General features: G+C 72.0%; 14 protein-coding genes and 1 pseudogene. 8 read left to right on the top strand and 7 right to left on the bottom strand.

From position 1 onward, the window contains the following. Positions 1-221 precede the first annotated feature (221 nt). The 3 genes and pseudogenes from ACP4IX_RS09650 to ACP4IX_RS09640 all read left to right on the top strand — a co-directional run. Positions 222-1,157, top strand: coding sequence for a M56 family metallopeptidase (locus ACP4IX_RS09650; RefSeq protein ID WP_426555261.1), 936 nt, complete (start codon positions 222-224; stop codon positions 1,155-1,157). Between the two features lie 76 nt (positions 1,158-1,233). Beyond that, complete coding sequence (locus tag ACP4IX_RS09645; protein WP_426555260.1) at positions 1,234-1,905, top strand: phosphatase PAP2 family protein; 672 nt, start codon at positions 1,234-1,236, stop codon at positions 1,903-1,905. Between the two features lie 296 nt (positions 1,906-2,201). Further along, positions 2,202-2,876: pseudogene (locus tag ACP4IX_RS09640) on the top strand (TetR/AcrR family transcriptional regulator); the annotation flags it as partial. 146 nt (positions 2,877-3,022) lie between these two features. Here ACP4IX_RS09640 and ACP4IX_RS09635 read toward each other — a convergent pair. Continuing rightward, positions 3,023-4,525 carry an LVIVD repeat-containing protein gene (locus ACP4IX_RS09635; protein WP_426518112.1) on the bottom strand — a complete coding sequence of 501 codons (1,503 nt, stop codon included), beginning with the start codon at positions 4,523-4,525 and terminating at the stop codon, positions 3,023-3,025. A 207-nt stretch (positions 4,526-4,732) separates the two neighbouring features. On the opposite strand from ACP4IX_RS09635, the gene ACP4IX_RS09630 reads away from it, so the two are divergent. Next, positions 4,733-5,395 (top strand): DUF305 domain-containing protein, encoded by a 663-nt coding sequence (locus tag ACP4IX_RS09630; RefSeq protein ID WP_426555259.1) that lies wholly within the window; start codon positions 4,733-4,735, stop codon positions 5,393-5,395. Here the strand turns inward: ACP4IX_RS09630 and ACP4IX_RS09625 are convergent. Beyond that, positions 5,372-5,869 (bottom strand): DUF6214 family protein, encoded by a 498-nt coding sequence (locus tag ACP4IX_RS09625; RefSeq protein WP_426518116.1) that lies wholly within the window; start codon positions 5,867-5,869, stop codon positions 5,372-5,374. The genes ACP4IX_RS09630 and ACP4IX_RS09625 overlap by 24 nt on opposite strands. A gap of 238 nt (positions 5,870-6,107) precedes the next feature. Here ACP4IX_RS09625 and ACP4IX_RS09620 point away from each other — a divergent pair, with 238 nt between their 5' ends. Then, a complete protein-coding gene (locus ACP4IX_RS09620) occupies positions 6,108-7,454 on the top strand; it encodes an FAD-dependent oxidoreductase (RefSeq protein WP_426518118.1) in 1,347 nt (448 codons plus the stop codon). A 22-nt stretch (positions 7,455-7,476) separates the two neighbouring features. Here ACP4IX_RS09620 and ACP4IX_RS09615 read toward each other — a convergent pair whose 3' ends face one another. Further along, a complete protein-coding gene (locus ACP4IX_RS09615; RefSeq protein ID WP_426518120.1) occupies positions 7,477-7,839 on the bottom strand; it encodes an ArsR/SmtB family transcription factor in 363 nt (120 codons plus the stop codon). A gap of 153 nt (positions 7,840-7,992) precedes the next feature. Between ACP4IX_RS09615 and ACP4IX_RS09610 the strand changes: the two genes are divergently transcribed. The 3 genes from ACP4IX_RS09610 to ACP4IX_RS09600 all read left to right on the top strand — a co-directional run bounded on the left by ACP4IX_RS09610 (position 7,993) and on the right by ACP4IX_RS09600 (position 11,701). Beyond that, complete coding sequence (locus tag ACP4IX_RS09610) at positions 7,993-9,072, top strand: NADH:flavin oxidoreductase/NADH oxidase (protein WP_426518122.1); 1,080 nt, start codon at positions 7,993-7,995, stop codon at positions 9,070-9,072. A 201-nt stretch (positions 9,073-9,273) separates the two neighbouring features. Beyond that, positions 9,274-10,077 (top strand): pectate lyase, encoded by an 804-nt coding sequence (locus ACP4IX_RS09605; protein ID WP_426555258.1) that lies wholly within the window; start codon positions 9,274-9,276, stop codon positions 10,075-10,077. A 469-nt stretch (positions 10,078-10,546) separates the two neighbouring features. Next, on the top strand, positions 10,547-11,701 hold the full coding sequence (locus ACP4IX_RS09600; RefSeq protein ID WP_426555257.1) for a WD40/YVTN/BNR-like repeat-containing protein: 1,155 nt from the start codon (positions 10,547-10,549) through the stop codon (positions 11,699-11,701). 302 nt (positions 11,702-12,003) lie between these two features. Here ACP4IX_RS09600 and aztD read toward each other — a convergent pair whose 3' ends face one another. The 4 genes from aztD to aztB all read right to left on the bottom strand — a co-directional run bounded on the left by aztD (position 12,004) and on the right by aztB (position 16,387). After that, a complete protein-coding gene (gene aztD, locus ACP4IX_RS09595; RefSeq protein WP_426555256.1) occupies positions 12,004-13,212 on the bottom strand; it encodes a zinc metallochaperone AztD in 1,209 nt (402 codons plus the stop codon). Between the two features lie 86 nt (positions 13,213-13,298). Next, complete coding sequence (aztC, locus tag ACP4IX_RS09590) at positions 13,299-14,276, bottom strand: zinc ABC transporter substrate-binding protein AztC (RefSeq protein ID WP_426555255.1); 978 nt, start codon at positions 14,274-14,276, stop codon at positions 13,299-13,301. Next, a complete protein-coding gene (locus tag ACP4IX_RS09585) occupies positions 14,273-15,511 on the bottom strand; it encodes a hypothetical protein (RefSeq protein ID WP_426555254.1) in 1,239 nt (412 codons plus the stop codon). The genes aztC and ACP4IX_RS09585 overlap by 4 nt, the downstream gene beginning before the upstream one ends. A gap of 21 nt (positions 15,512-15,532) precedes the next feature. Beyond that, positions 15,533-16,387 carry a zinc ABC transporter permease AztB gene (aztB, locus tag ACP4IX_RS09580; protein ID WP_426518134.1) on the bottom strand — a complete coding sequence of 285 codons (855 nt, stop codon included), beginning with the start codon at positions 16,385-16,387 and terminating at the stop codon, positions 15,533-15,535. Positions 16,388-16,389 lie beyond the last annotated feature (2 nt).

Below are 16,389 nucleotides of genomic sequence, written 5' to 3'. Positions count from 1 at the left end.
CGCGTCGGCCAGTGGCCACCGGATGGCCGCACCACGCCGGCCCCGTGTACACCGGCAGTCGCACGACGGTGGTCGGCCGACACCCGGCGGTCGCACGAGGGCGACCGCGTGACCTCGACGGCCCCGACGCGTACCCGGGACACCCCGTACGCAACCGTTGCCTGCGTCACTTTGTGCGGCGGGCCGTACTGCCGGGAGCGCGACGCTCATAGGCTGCCCCCATGATTCTCCCCGCGGCACTGCTGCTGCTCGGCGCCCTGACCGCCGTGCTCGCCCCCAGGCTGCTCGCCCGGGCCGACTGGCCGGACCGGGAACCGGTGGTCGCCCTGTGGGTGTGGCAGTGCGTGGTGGCGGCCGTGCTCGTGTGCTGCGCGCTGTCGATGACGTTCAGTGCGGCGGCGGCCTGGCACGCGGTGGGCGGGCCCGTCTTCGCGACGGCGCCGGGCCCGGTGGTCGAGGCCTACGCGCTCGGCACCTCCGGTCTCTGGGCGGACACCACCGCCGTCGCCCTGGCCTGCGGCGGGCTGTGGAGCCTGGCGATGCTGGCCCGGGAGGTCGTGCGGGCCCGGGCCGGGCGTCGGCGGCGCCGGGCCGAACTCCTCCTGCGTGCGCCGGTGTTGCCCGGCGAGGTGCCCGGCTCGGCGCCGCTCGTCGTCCTGGAGGGCGACCGGCCCGACGCGTGGTGGCTGCCCGGCTCTCCTCCGCAACTGGTGGTGACCACCGCCGCGTTGCGCCGCCTCAAGGGCCGGCAACTGGACGCGGTACTCGCCCACGAGAAGGGGCACGCGCGGGCGCGGCACGACTGGCTGCTGCACTGCTCGGCGGCCCTGGCGGAGGGGTTTCCGCAGGTCCCGGTGTTCGCCGCGTTCCGCGACGAGATGCACCGCCTGGTCGAACTCGCCGCCGACGACGTGGCCTCCCGCCGCTTCGGCCGGCTGACGACCGCCCTGGCGTTGGTCGAACTCAACGAGGACCGGGGCGTGTTCGGCCCGTGCCCCACCGCACAGGCGCACGTCCCGCAGCGGGTGCACCGGCTGCTCACCGCGCCGAACCGGCTGACGGCGGCCCGGCGGCTGCGGTTGACGGCGGCGGCCGCGCTGGTCCCGGTGGTGCCGGTACTGGTGGCCTTCGTGCCGGGGCTGCGGGCGCTGGGATAGCCCCTCGCCGCCCTTCCGCCCCGGAGAGCGCCCCGGAGATTGGCCCCGGACCCTCTGGTTCCGCGAGTATCGCAGCATGCAGACGCCGCCTGTCCACTCCCCGCCCGGTCCACCGCAGCCCCGCACGGCCCTCCGCGTCACCTGGGGACTGGCCGTGTGCTCCGCGTTGCTCCTCACCCTGGTCGCCCTCGAGTGGCACCCCTTGATCGGCCTGGATGACGACCTCGCCGGCACGACGCACCGCTGGGCGGTCGACGAACCGGGCATCACGCACGCCATGCGGATCCTCACCGACTGGGTGTGGGACACGTGGACGATGCGACTGCTGTGCGCGGTGGTGGTGCTGTGGCTGTGGTTCCGTCACGGGGACCGGTGGACGGCCGTGTGGCTGGGGACGACCTGTCTGCTGGGCAGTCTGGCGCAGCAGGCTCTGAAGGCGGCGGTGGACCGCGCCCGCCCGGTCTGGCCCGATCCCGTGGACTCCGCGCACTACGCGGCCTTCCCCTCGGGCCACGCCATGACCGCCACGTTCGTGTGCGGCCTCCTGGTCTGGCTCCTCCACTACTACGGCGCCGCCCGCTCCCTGCGCCTGACCGCCCTGGCCGTGGCCCTGGTCTCCGTGGCCGGCGTCGGCGTGACACGGGTCTGGCTCGGCGTCCACTGGGCCACCGACGTCGTCGGCGGCTGGCTCCTCGGCACCCTGGTCGTGGCCCTGGCGGTACTGGTCCACCGCCGCCGGTACCCGTGACCACACGGGCGGACGGCCGCGCGCGGCGCCCGCCGGTGCCGGACCGCGGCCTTGCCGGACCGCGGCTTTCCGCCCCGGGCCGGCCGGGACGGTCCGGACAGCTTCGGACGGCGAGGCGCCGCCGGACGGCGCGAACGCGCTGCGGGTAGCCCGAGGCAACCAGTGGGGCCTCCGTCCGCCTCGGACGATCCCCCGTGTCGCCCGAGGCAGACGGTATCCGGAACAGGCCCGCCAAGGGGCCCGTCCGCCTGCGCCGAGTATAGTTGGCTGGCAGCCAGTCAACGCAGGAGTACAGCATGTCCCCGCGCAGCGCCTCGGTCAATGAAGAGTTGCGACGGCGTTCGAAGGAGCGGCTCCTGCAGGCCGCGGTGGAGCTCGTCGGCGAGCACGGGTACGACGCGACCACGCTGGGCGCCATCGCCGACCGGGCGGGCTCTGCGCGCGGTCTGGTCTCGTACTACTTCCCCGGCAAGCGGCAACTGCTGCAGTCGGCCGTGCACCGGCTGATGCACCGCACGCTGGAGGAGGCGCTGGAGCGCGAGCCGTGCACCGCCGATGGTCCGGAGCGGATGGCGCGGGCGATCGACGCGATCCTGGGCCTCGCCCGCGACCGGCCGGTGCTCATGCGCCAGCACATGGCGGGCCTGCTCCAGGCCGAGGTGGGTTTCGTGCCGTGCCCCGAGCAGCGGCGGCTGGCGGAGTTGCTGCGGGACACCGTGGCCCGTCACGGCTCACGGGACGTCGACCGCGACTACCCGATGCTGCGCGCGCTGTTGATGGGCGCCGTGTTCGCCGCCCTGGTGCCGGGGGTGCCGATGCCCGTGCCGGTGCTGCGCGCCGAGTTGTTCAGGCGTTACCGGCTGGAGTGGGAGCTGGGTGTCCCGCCGGACGCCGAGGCGCCCGACGGGACGTGCGACGCGGATCTGTCGCGGTTCTTCGCGACCGGTGTGCCCGGCACGCCGGTCCGGACGGGCCCGGCCGACCGGACCGACCCGCCGAACCCGGCCGGCCTGGCCGACCGGCCCGGCCCGATCGATCGGACCGATCAGACGGGCCGGGCGGAGCAGCCAGGTCGGACAGGTCGGACGGACGGGATCGACCGGACCGGCCGGGGGGCTCAGCCGAAGTAGTCCGGCTGCGTCTGCGTGTTGAGTTCACGCAGGTGGACCCGCTTGGCCGGGTCGGTGCGCCGGTCGCTGAGCTTCAGGACGTCGAAGCCCTTGGCGATGTCGTTCGAGTAGATGTAGCCGTTGTAGTAGTACGCCGACCAGGAACCGCCGGTGGTGACGCCGTCCGTGGTCAGCGGGCCACGCTCGAAGTAGGCGATCTCCTTCGGACGCTCGGAGTCGGTGAACTCCCAGACGGAGACGCCGCCCTGGTACCAGGCCTGGACCATGATGTCGCGGCCCTTGACCGGGATCAGCGAGCCGTTGTGGGCCACGCAGTTCTCGGTGTCCGCCTGGTGGCGGGGGATCTTGAAGTAGCTGCGGAAGACCAGCTCGCGGTGGTCGCCCCTGCCGACGATGTCGTAGATGCCGTCGGCGCCGCGGTTCGGGCCGATCTCCGCGTTGCAGGTGGCGGCGCCGCCACCGCCCAGCTCGTCGGTGAAGACGACCTTGTTCGCCTTCTGGTTGAAGGTCGCCGAGTGCCAGAACGCGAAGTTGACGTTGTCCTGGACCCGGTCGATGACCTTCGGGCGCTCGGGGTCCTTGATGGAGAACAGGATGCCGTCGCCCATGCAGGCACCCGCCGCCAGGTCCTTCGAGGGCAGGACGGTGATGTCGTGGCAGCCGGTGGTCTTGGAGACACCCGGGTTGGTGGGCCCGCCCGGGTTGCCGCCGCCGTCGGGGCCCTCACCGGGGAACAGCACCGGGAAGCCCACGACGGCCGCGCGCTCGGGGGCCTTGCGCGGCACCTTGATGACGGAGATGCCGTCGTGCGGCGGCCGGCAGTCGGGGTAGGCGGCGTTCGGCGAGTACGAGGAGACGTAGATGTACACGTTCCTGCGCTCGGGCACCAGCGTGTGGGTGTGCGAGCCGCAGGCGGTCTCGACGGCGGCGACGTACTTCGGGTTCCGCTTGTCGCTGATGTCGAAGACCTTCATGCCCTCCCAGGAGGACTTCTCGGTCGCCGGCTGCGTGGTGCTGTTGCAACTGCTGTCACTGCGCGAGGAGTCGGTCGACAGGAACAGCAGGTCGCCGGAGACGGAGATGTCGTTCTGCGAGCCGGGGCACAGGACCTGGGCGACGGTCTTCGGCTTCTTCGGGTTGCCGATGTCGAAGATGCGGAAGCCGTCGTAGTTGCCGGCGAAGGCGTACCGGCCCTGGAAGGCCAGGTCCGAGTTGGTGCCCGGCAGCGCGTCCTTGGGGATGTTGGCCAGGTGCTCGATGTTGTCGGAGTGGACCGTCTCGTCCTGGCCGGGTATCTCCCCGCTCTCGATCGCGTCGCGCACTTCGGCACGTGCGCTCTTGGACACCTCCTTCGACGTCGCCGGGCCGTCCCCCGGGTCAGGGGTGGCCACGGCCGGGCCGGCCGTGAGCAGCGCGGACAGGAGACCGGCGGCGGCCGCCGCGACTCCCAGGCGTCTGCGCCGCGTTCGCGGGTCGCTCGACAGGATCACTGTTTTCCTCCCTACGTCCGTTCCGACGGAACGGCTCACGCAACCCGCAGTATCGTCTTCGGCATGCTCATACCAACAGAGGGCAACAGGCTCGCAATGAAGTTTTCTGATCAGTGACACGCGGAAGCGTGCTAGGACGGTCATGACACCCCACGAGGTGTCCCGCACCCTCCCCCGGAGGGGTAGCCCCAGCCACAGGAGGTTGTTGTGCCCTTTCGCCCCTCGCCGTCCCGTTCCTGGCTGCTCACGGCCCCACTGACCGCACTGGCCGTGCTCGTGCTCGGGGCCTGCGACTCCGGTTCGGACACCGGGTCGGCGGCCGCGGCCGGACCTTCGGTGATCGCCCCGGGCAAACCGGGCGAGGGCAACCGGACACTGTCCGCCGAGGACGCCGAGGAGCAGCGCGCCGACGACGACTCCCCCAATGCGGCGGACGTCTCGTACGCGCGGATGATGATCCAGCACCACGCCCAGGCGCTGGAGATGACCGAACTCGTCCCGAAGCACGCCGAGTCGGGCCGGGTCAAACTGCTTGCCGAACGGATCTCCGCCGCTCAGGGACCGGAGATCACGGCGATGCGGGGATGGCTGAAGAACCACGGCGAGAAGGAGACGGGCGGCGGGCACGAACACGACCACGCAGCGATGCCGGGGATGGCGACCGAGGCCCAGTTGGAGAAGTTGCGCGCGTCGCGGGGCAAGGCCTTCGACCAGCTCTTCCTCACCCTGATGATCACTCACCACGAGGGGGCGATCACCATGGCCGCGGAGGTGAAGTCGCAGGGCAACAACGTCCAGGTCGAGGAGATGGCCGACGACGTGGTCGCCCAGCAGACGAGCGAGATCTCACGGATGCGCGGGATGCTGTGACGGCTCCCCGGAAGCGTTCCGGCGCCGGGCTCGACGCGGGGCCAGAAAGCCCTCGTCGCGCGCCTGGCCGATCAGCCTGAGCGACCTCCGCCTGCTGTGTCCGGTCGCGCGCATCACCGCGAGGACCGGGTCGCCGCCCTCTTCCCGGGCCGCCCGGTACTCCTGCGCGAGAAGCCTGCGCCCTTCCCTGCCGCCCGGCCACGCGGGGCGGGCACGCCGCGACGCGGCCGGTACGGCACGGGCGGAGTCCGGCACGCAGGCCTCGAAGAGCGGGTGATCCAGCCACTCGGCGAGCACGGCCAGGTCGTCGAGGGACAACGGCGGTTCGGCGCGTACGTCCTCGACCCGCACGTCCCGACCGGACAGCACGGCGAGCGCGTCCACCCGGGCGCCGTCGGCGAACGTCAGCCGCACGTCGAACCACGAGGTGGTGGTGCCGCCCTCGCGCACCGCCCAGGTGTGCCGCACGGACATCTGACCGTCGTCCGGACAGCGGTCGGAAAGCTGAAGAGAACGATCAACGAAGGATGCTTCGAGCACACACCCTACGTAACCGCATGATCACATTCCATAAGAACAGAACACGCGCAGAACACGTGCCGTTCACCGGGCGCAGCACCCTGTCAGCGGAGCGGAGGCGGTGGGATGCTGGGAGAACCAGCGACCCTCTCCGACTTCCGGACCATCCGCCTCCTGGACAAGGAGTTCCGCCGTGCTGCGTGTCGCCGTCGTCGGCTCGGGACCGAGCGGGTGCTACACCGCCCAGAGCCTCGTCCAGCTCGACCCCGATGTGTCCGTGGACGTCCTGGACCGTCTGCCGTGCCCGTACGGTCTCGTGCGGTACGGCGTGGCGCCGGACCACGAGAAGATCAAGTCGCTCCAGAACACCCTGCGCACGGTCCTGGAGCACGAGCGGGTGCGGTTCCTCGGCGGCGTCCCGGTCGGCCCCGGGGGCGTGCCCTCGGCCCGGCTCCGGGAGCTGTACCACGCGGTGGTGTACTGCGTGGGCGCCGCCACGGACCGACGGCTGGGCATCCCCGGCGAGGACCTGCCGGGCAGCTGGTCGGCCACCGAGTTCGTTTCCTGGTACAGCGCCCACCCGGACGCCGTGGACGGCGGCTTCCTGCGCGGGGCGCGGTCCGCGGTCGTGATCGGCGTGGGCAACGTCGCCGTGGACGTGGCGCGGATGCTGGTCCGCGCGGTGGCCGAGCTCAGCGGCACCGACATGCCGCAGCCGGCGCTGGACGCGCTCGCCGCCGGGCAGGTGGCCGACGTGCACATGGTGGGCCGGCGCGGTCCCTCACAGGCCCGCTTCACGACGAAGGAGCTGCGCGAGCTGGGCACCCTTCCGGACACCGCCGTCGTGGTGGACCCGGCGGAGCTGGCACTGGACCCCGCGTACCGGGACCCCTCGCAGCTCCCCGGCCCGCAGCGCCGCAATGTGGAGGTGCTGCGCGGCTGGGCCGGGCAGGCCGAGCCGGACGCCGCCCGCCGGATCCGGCCGCGCTTCTTCCTGCGCCCGGTGGAACTGACGGCGGACGGCGACGGGCACGTGTGCGCCGTGCGCTTCGAGCGGACGGCGCCGGACGGGCGCGGCGGCGTGACGGGCACCGGCCGGTACGAGGAGATCGAGGCCCGGCTGGTGCTGCGGTCGGTGGGCTACCGGGGGGTGCCGCTGGAAGGGCTGCCCTTCGACGCGGCGAGCGGCACGGTGCCGCATCGGGCGGGGCGCGTCGTGCGCGCGGGCGCCGTCGCCCCCGGTGAGTACGTGGCCGGCTGGATCAAGCGGGGCCCCACCGGCGTCATCGGCACCAACCGTCCCTGCGCGAAGGAGACGGTGACCTCCCTGCTGGCGGACGCCCCCGCACTCGCGGGCCGGGACCTCCCCGCGGACCCCCTCCGGGTCCTGCGCACCGAGGGGGTCGAGCCGGTCGAGTGGACCGGGTGGCGGGCCATCGAACGGGCCGAGGCGGCACTCGGAGCCTCCCTGGGGCGGCACGTGGTGAAGCTGCCCGACTGGGAGTCGCTGCTGGCCGCGGCGCGGACGGCGACGCCCTGAGCACGTCCGCCCTCGTCCGCCGTCAGCCGGCGCCGAGGCGGGCGGCCTGACGGGCCGCGGCGGCCAGCAGGGCGTCGAGCAGACCCGGGAAGAGGGCGTCCAGGTCACCCCTGCGCAGGCCGTTCATCTTGGCCGTGCCCCGGTAGGTCTGCCGGATCACCCCGTTCTCGCGCAGCACCCGGAAGTGGTGCGTGGTGGTGGACTTGGTGACCGGCAGGTCGAAGTACGAGCAGGAGAAGAGCTCGTCGCTGTCGGCGGCGAGATCCCGCACGATCCGCAACCGCACCGGGTCCGAGAGGGCGTGCAGCACTCCCTCCAGCCGGATCTCCTCGCGCGCCGGGTGCGGCAGGTCTCGGGTACCGACGGCGATGGCGGCGGGTGTCACGGCGGCTCCAGTTTCGTCCGGGCGGGTCCCACCGTTCGGGAGGACTCCGTCGGGTTCCATTGTACGAAGGGCATCGTAGTTTGACACACGGCGTACTACGAGAGTTATCGTACGAGCTGTTCCGTCCAGCCGCGACCACGGGAGCAGCCCCTCATGAGCGCCCTCTTCCAGCCCCTCCAGCTGCGTGACACCACGATCCCGAACCGGGTCTGGATGCCGCCGATGTGCCAGTACTCCGCCGCACCGGAGGGCCCGCTGGCGGGAGTCCCCGGCGACTGGCACTTCGCGCACTACGGTGCGCGCGCGGTGGGCGGCACCGGCCTGATCGTCGTCGAGGCCACCGGCGTGTCGCCGGAGGGCCGCATCTCTCCGCAGGACCTCGGCCTGTGGAACGACACCCAGGTCGAGGCGTTCCGCCGGATCACGGACTTCCTGCGGTCCCAGGGCACGGTTCCGGCGATCCAGCTGGCCCACGCGGGCCGCAAGGCGTCGACCGCACAGCCGTGGAAGGGTGGGGCGCCGGTGGGCCCGGACGCACACGGCTGGCAGCCGGTGGCCCCGAGCGCGCTCGCCTTCGACGAGCGGCACCCGGTGCCGACCGAACTGACGGTCACGCAGATCCAGGAGGTCGTCCGCCAGTTCGCGGACGCCGCGCGCCGGGCCCTCGCGGCCGGTTTCGAGATCGTCGAGATCCACGGCGCCCACGGCTACCTGATCCACGAGTTCCTGTCGCCGCACTCCAACCACCGCACCGACGCCTACGGCGGCTCGTACGAGAACCGGACCCGGTTCGCCCTCGAAGTCGTCGACGCCGTGCGGGAGGTGTGGCCCGACGACAAGCCGCTGTTCTTCCGTGTCTCGGCGACCGACTGGCTGGAGGAGGGCGGCTGGACGCCCGACGACACCGTCCGGTTCGCCCACGACCTCCGGGCGCACGGCATCGACCTCCTCGACGTCTCCACCGGCGGCAACGTCCCGCGCGTCCGGATCCCCACCGGGCCCGGCTACCAGGTCCCGTTCGCCGCGCGCGTGAAGGCCGGGAGCACCATGCCGGTCGCCGCCGTCGGCCTCATCACCGACGTCGAGCAGGCCGAGAAGATCCTGGCCAACGGCGAGGCCGACGCGGTACTGCTGGGCCGGGAACTGCTGCGCAACCCGTCCTGGGCCCAGCACGCGGCGCGGGAGCTGGGCGAGGACGCCCGGATGCCGGACCAGTACGGCTGGGGGATGTGAGTCGGGACCTCCTCGTGCGAAGCGTTGACTAGAAAGCGCTTGCCCTCTACGGTCCGTTCATCAGCATGACCCGTCGCGAACGCGGTGCCCCACCACGGCCGTGCAGTGGCCGCACCGCGTTCGCGACACCGGACAGCATGACGCACAACGTTCAGGTACATGTTCCGTTCCACCCCCACTCCCTACGGAAGGGATCAGAACATGACTGCTGCGACACACCCCCGCACGCGGTTGCGCGCCGCGACCGGCGCGCTGGCCGCACTCGGCCTCTCGGTTGGCATGCTCATGACTTCCGGGGCCTCCTCGGCGCAAGCCGCCACCTGGCCGACCCCCAACGGCAGCCAAGGAGTCTCCTCCACCATCCCGGTCTCCGGCACCAAGGACTACGGGATGAAGCGCCTCTACGGCACCGGCGACCTGGGCTCCGGCGGCCAGGACGAGGACCAGGGCCCGATCCTGGAACTGGCCCCCGGCGCCGTGCTCAAGAACGTGATCATCGGCGCCCCCGCCGCGGACGGCATCCACTGCAAGGGCAGCTGCACCCTGCAGAACGTCTGGTGGGAGGACGTCGGCGAGGACGCGGCGACCTTCCGGGGCTCCTCGTCGTCGAACGTCTACACCGTCTCCGGCGGGGGCGCCAAGGAAGCCAGTGACAAGGTGTTCCAGTTCAACGGCGCCGGGACGCTGAACGTCTCCGGCTTCGCCGTCAAGAACTTCGGCACCTTCATCCGCTCCTGCGGCAACTGCTCGACGCAGTACAAGCGGACGATCAACCTCAACAGCATCGAGGTCGGCTGGAAGGGAAGCCGGATCGTCGGCATCAACACCAACTACGGCGACAGCGCCACCCTGCGCAACATCACGATCGTCGGAGACAGCAGCAAGAAGATCGTCCCGTGCCAGAAGTACATCGGCAACGACGACGGCGACGAGCCGGACTCGAACGGCTCTGGCCCCGACGGCACGCACTGCAAGTACTCGTCGTCCGACATCACCTACAAGTGACGCGGCGGACGGGCGGCTGACGGCGGGTCGACGCCGTCGTTCCAGGTCCGGGTGCCCCGCACCCGGACCTCTCCGGTCTGCTCGCTCCCGCTGGTGCTCCGTACGGGCGTCCCCTAGCTGCGTGCCCGGCCGGTGGGACGGGAGCGGTTCAGGGGGCAGGAGCGGTCGGCGGCAGGTGGCGGACGACGGCGGCGAGGGCGGTGGGCCGGCCCGCCGGGGCGCGAGGAACGGCGCCCGGCCACCCCGCCGAGCACGGCGGGCGGCGGGCGGGGCGGGCCGACGGGGTGCAGCCGGACGCCTCCGCGAGGCTCGGTGAGCTGCCGGCTCCGGCTCCGGCAGCGTCCCGGCGCGGGCGCTGCCCGGCGCGGGCGCTGCCCGGCGCGGGCCCGACGGCTTGCGCGAGGACCTCTCGCCGGATCCGACACCACGTCCTGACCTGCGGCGACACCCTTTCCAGAGGTGACTGTCAGTGCCGGGGTGCAGACTGGCCCGTGTCCGAGACGAAGGCGTCGACGACGACGCCGCGGAGGTGATCGGCATGACCGAGGTACTGCTCGCCGTGGGCACCCGCAAGGGACTGTTCATCGGGCGCCGGCGGGGTGGCACCTGGGAGTTCGACGAAAGTCCCTACTTCAACGCACAGGCCGTCTACTCGGTCGCCCTCGACACCCGCCGCGACACCCCGCGGCTGCTGGCCGGCGGCGACAGCGCGCACTGGGGCCCGTCGGTGTTCCACTCCGACGACCTGGGCCGCACCTGGACCGAACCGGCGCAGCCGGCCGTCAAGTTCCCCAAGGAGACCGGTGCTTCGCTGGAGCGGGTGTGGCAGCTGCACCCGGCCGCCGCGGAGCCGGACGTGGTCTACGCGGGCACGGAACCGGCCGCGCTGTACCGCTCGGAGGACCGCGGCGAGAGCTTCGAGCTGGTCCGCCCCCTGTGGGAGCACCCCACGCGGTCCCAGTGGGTACCGGGAGGCGGCGGCGAGGGGCTGCACACCGTGCTCACCGACGAACGGGACCCGCGGTCGGTGACGGTCGCCGTCTCGGCCGCCGGTGTGTTCCGCACGGCCGACGGCGGTGCGAGCTGGGCACCGTCCAACTCCGGCGTCTCCGCGGTCTTCCTGCCGGACCCGGACCCGGAGTTCGGCCAGTGCGTGCACAAGGTCGCACGGGACGCGGCGGCACCGGACCGGCTGTACCTGCAGAACCACTGGGGTGTGTACCGCAGCGACGACGCGGGCGGGCACTGGACGGACATCGGCGAGGGCCTGCCGTCCACGTTCGGCTTCGCGGTGGCCGCCCATCCGCACCGCGGCGACACGGCGTACGTCTTCCCGATCAACGCCGACGCGGACCGGGTCCCGGCCAACCGCCGCTGCCGGGTGTACCGCACGGCGGACGCGGGCCGGAGCTGGGAGCCGCTCACGGCGGGACTGCCCCAGGAGGACCACTACGGCACGGTGCTGCGCGACGCGCTGTGCACCGACGAGGCGGAGCAGGCGGGCGTGTACTTCGGCAACCGCAACGGCGAGGTGTTCGCGTCGGCCGACGACGGGGACAGCTGGCGGCAGCTGGCCGCGCACCTGCCGGACGTGCTGTGCGTGCGGGCCGCGGTCGTCGGATGAGCCGGCCCGGGAGGCGGCCCCGGCCACCGCTCGATCGGCGCCACCCGTACGGCACCGGGGTCGCCCGCGGAGCCACGGCCCCTGCGTGAAGCCGTCGAAGCGGGCGGGCGAAGGCGCCGGGGGACGGCTTCGGCCTGGCTTGGTGCCCGGCACCGCGCCGCAGGCTGCCGGCGAAGCCGGTCCGGCACCCGGACGCCGCTTCTGGTCGGGCGGCCGCTGACTGCGGTCCGGCCGTGAGGCGGTACGTGGCGTACGCTCCGCCCCCGCCGCCCTTCAGGTCGCGGTGGGGGCGGAGCGCGCAGTCAGTGTCCCGCGACGACACCCGACAGCTCGTTGGTGCTCTCCGGCAGGGTGACGGAGGCGACCTTCTTGCCGGTCTCCAGGTCGATGGCGTGCAGGGCCTTCTCGCTGGGATCGGACACGTAGGCGGTGTGGTCACGGACGAACAGGGTGGGCCGGGCCTGCTGCCAGTCCAGCGGCTCCTGCCACTCGCCCACCGCGGGGATCCTCTTCTCGATCTCCCCGCTGTCCTGGTCGATCACATGGATGGCGCCGTCGGTGCCGAGGACGAGAGCCTCGCCCTGCGGACCGCGGGCCAGCGAACGGAACGAGTAGCTGGTGCCCAGGTCGACCAGGCGCAGCTTCTTCTTCTCGGTGTCGATGAGGGAGACGCGGGTGGGCCGCTCCAGCTCGGCCTCGGGGTCGGTCTTGTAGTCGCCCAGGAGGATCGGGGAGGCGTCGCTGCCGGCCTGGTTGCCGATGCGGCCGTAGTCGTCGGGGGCGTCGATCTTGGTGAAGCCGCCGTCCTTGTAGATCAGGACGCCGTCCTCGCAGCCGACGGCGACAGCCTCGTTCCGGGCGGCCGCCTCACCGTGGACGCCGGGGCACTGCTCGTTCCGCGCGATCTCCTTGTTGTTCTTGTCCAGCACCAGCGCGCCGGTCCGCTTCTCCTCGGTGCCCAGGGTGCTGAGGAGCTCGCCGTTGGCCAGTTCGATGGCGACGCCGTGGTGTGCCTCGGCGGATGTGTAGGTGCGTCCTTCCGGCTTCTCGCCACCGCTCAGGTCCGAGGGGTCGAAGACGTTGACCTCCCCGGTGCCGTCGGTGAAGAGCACGGTCTTGCCCGCGTGACGTACGACGTGGCCGGGCTTGGCCCCCTTGTACTCGATGTCGGTGAGGGCCTGCTCGGCGGCGTCCAGCACGCGGAAGCCGGTGTCGGTGGAGACGACGACGTGGGCGTCGTCCCCGGCCGGGTTGACCCGGTTGAAGCCGGGCAGCTCGATCGTCCTGGTGAGCTCGAGGCTCTCGCCGTCCAGGATGTACAGGCCGCCGTCGAAGGTGGCGACCAGCGGGTTCCTGACCGCGGCGGCGGGCGTGGCGCTCGCGGTGCCCTCGGCCTTCGCGTCGGGGGCGTCGGAGGCGGAGTCCTCGCCTCCGCAGGCTGTCAGCACAGTGGACACCGCGAGGGCGAGTGCCGTCCCGGTGAGGACTCTGTTGCGTATCGACTTGTTCATCGGTGCGTTCCTTTCCGCGCCGCGCGGTGGCGGCAGTGGCGTGTGACGGTTTCGGCCCGTCTGCCGGTGCTTCGGGGTACGGGGGGTCAGTCGCCGGTCAGGCCGTCGGTCATGGCGGTGGTGTTGGCGCGCATCATCCGCAGGTAGGTGTCGGCGCCCTCGCCCTCGGCGGTCAGCGACTCCGAGTAGAGCTTGACGACCTGGACCCGGCCGTCCAGTTCCGTGCGCAGGACCTCGGCGAGCCGGGTCGGCTGGGAGGAGTCGGCGAACACGGTGCGTACGCCGGCCTCTTCCATCGCCTCGGTGAGCGAGCGCAGGTCGGCGGAGCTGGGCGAGGCCAGGGTGGTGCCGCTGGGGATGACCGCGCCGATCACACGGAAACCGAAGCGGTCGGCGAGGTAGCCGAAGACGTGGTGGTTGGTCACCAGGGCGCGCCGGTCCTCGGGGATGCGGTCGAAGGACTTCTCCATCCAGGTGGTGAGGTCCGTGAGCTCCTCGCCGTAGCGGTCGGCATGGGCGCGTATCGCGCTGTCGTCGACACCGTCGACGTGCTCGATCACCTGACCGGCTATCAGGTCGGTGGCTTTGCGCACCCGGTCGGGGTCGGTCCAGAAGTGCGGGTCGGGCTGCCCTTCCCCCTCCTCCGGCCCACCGTCGCCGGCCGTACGGAAGCTGAGCGGGTCCACCGCGTCGCCGACCTCGAAGGTGGCGACGCCGGACTCGCGGGCGGCGTCCACGTGCCGCAGGACGTTCTCCTCCAGCCCCAGGCCGTTGTAGACCACGAGGTCGGCGCGCTCCAGCTCGGCGGCCTGGACCGCCGACAGGCCGAAGGAGTGCGGATCGGCGTTGGGCTTCATCAGGACGGTGACGTCGGCTTCGTCACCGACGACCTGTCTGGTGATGTCGCCGAGGATGTTGGTGGTGACCACGATGCGAGGCTGGTCCTCAGTGGTGGTGCAGGCCGTGGCGGCAGCCGCCGTGACCAGGGCGAGCAGGCCCACGATCAGACTGCGCAGACGCGCGACGCCCACGCGCACGCGCCGCCTTGTCGCGTTCCGGCTCATCGGCCGGTCTCCGCCATGAGGACCGGCTCGATGTCCAGGTCGAAGGAGCGCGCGATGCGCAGGCCGTCGTTGTAGTCGATCTCGAACACCTTCTTGCCCTCGGGGTCGTTGACGTAGGCGCGGCTGCGGTCGACTTCGATCACGGGGCCGGTACCGTCGGTGCCGGCCCGTCGCTCGTCTCCGGTCAGGAGCGGCTCGGTCCGCGCGATCTGCTTCCCGGTGGCGATGTCGTAGCCGTGCAGCGAGCCGTCGGTCTCGAGGACGAGCAGCGGGGAGCCCTCCCCGGCGGTGTTGGCGGCCACGACGGGTCCGGTGTCCACCCGGGTCCAGGTCCGCTCGGTGACGTCCAGGACCCATACGGCGTCGTCCCCGGCCGGTGCGGTGAGGGTGTCGCTGCCGGGCCGCTGCCGGAAGGAGACGGCTCGCTCCTCCGCCGGCACGTCCTCGCCGTGGGGAATCCTCTCCGCGCTGAAGGCACCGTCCTTCTCGCGGACGAGCAGGGCGCCGTCGGCGCAGCCCAGGACCACGCCGCGCCGGGTGACGGCGTCACCTCGCGGCTCCTCGCACTCCACGTCCGGGGAGGCGACGCGCTTGCCCTCGCGGTCGAGTACGGCGAGCTTCGTGCTGCCGCTCTCGTCCGTGAAGCCGAGCAGGTGCTCCTCGTACGGCACGACGACGCCGGTGTAGGTGCCCGCCGGCGTCCGAGAGGACACGATCCTGCCCTTCTCCAGCTCGCTGCGGTCGTAGAGGACGGTCCGCCCGTTCTCGTCGGTCACCGCGGTCACGGCGGCGTCGCTGCGCACCTGTGCCTCGGGTCCCACGGGGAGTTCGCCCACGTCGCGTATCGCCGCGCTGTAGTAGTGGACGTGGTTTCCGTGGTCCACCATCCAGGTGCCGCTGTCGAGTACGTGTGTGGCGCCGGAGGTGTGGAGGTAGCCGAACCGTCCGTCCGTGCCGAGCCGGACGGCGCCTGCCACCCGGGCCGTCCTGTGCACCTTGCCGGTGATGAGGTCGAGGACCCGGCTGTTTCCGCTGTCGGGGTCGTTGAGGAGCAGCCGGGACTGCTGTTCGGCGGCTTCGTGCGCTCCCTCGACGTACCCGTGGGGTGTGGGGGACGGGGAACCGGCCGCGGTTCGGGAGTCGTTGTCCTTCTCCCCCGCGCAGCTCGTGGTGAGCAGCGCGGTGAGGACCAGTGCGGCCGAAGCCCGTGGAGTGACGTATCTGCGGACGGTCATGGCGATCGCCTCAGGCTTCTTTCAGTCGGTTTCGAGGGCGGGGGCGGCGGCGAGGCGCGTACGTCGGTGACGCAGACCGGACGCCAGGTGGGAGAGGAAGAACAGGCTGACCGCGAGGGCCGAGACGGTCGCTCCGGCGGCGGTGCCCAGGTGCCAGGACAACAGCAGGCCGCCGAACGTGGCGGCGACGCCGAGGAGCGCGGCGAGCACCATCACCCCGCGGACGCTGCGCGCCCACGGCAGGGCCGTGGCCGGCGGCGCGATGAGCAGGCCGAGGACGAGCAGCGTTCCCACGATGTGGAACGAGGCCACGATGGCCAGACCGAGCAGACCGAGCAGCACGGCGTGGGCCAGGCGCGGCCGCAGCCCCAGGGTCTGGGCCTTGCGTGAGTCGAACGCCAGGGCCAGGAAGGCGCGGTGCCCGAGTACCGAGACCACCAACGCCGCGAACAGCGCCGCCGCGAGCAGGAAGAGGTCCTGTCGGCGGACGGCGAGGACGTCACCGAACAGGAAGCCGGTCAGGTCCACCGCGAAGGACTGCGAGCGCGACACGATGATCACCCCGAGCGACAGCATGCCGACGAAGAGCAGCCCGATGCCGGTGTCCTGGGACAGCCTCGGGGTACGTCCGAGCACGGTGACGCCCGCCGTCATGACGACGGCGCTGACCACCGCGCCCACCATCAGGTTGCCGCCGAACAGCGAGGCCAGCGCGACCCCCGGCAGCAGGCCGTGGGACATGGCGTCGCCGAGGAAGGCCATCCCCCGCAGAACCACCCAGGTGCCCGCCAGCGCGCAGATCGCGGACACGAGCATGCCGCCCCACAGGGCTCGCTGAACGAAAGTCACCTCGAACGGGGCCGTCAACCATTCCATAC

This window comes from Streptomyces sp. WG5, from assembly GCF_049974565.1.
In the GTDB taxonomy this organism is placed as follows: domain Bacteria; phylum Actinomycetota; class Actinomycetes; order Streptomycetales; family Streptomycetaceae; genus Streptomyces.
The sequence above is the reverse complement of the archived record's forward strand: the minus strand, read 5'-3'. Positions and strand labels throughout refer to the sequence as shown.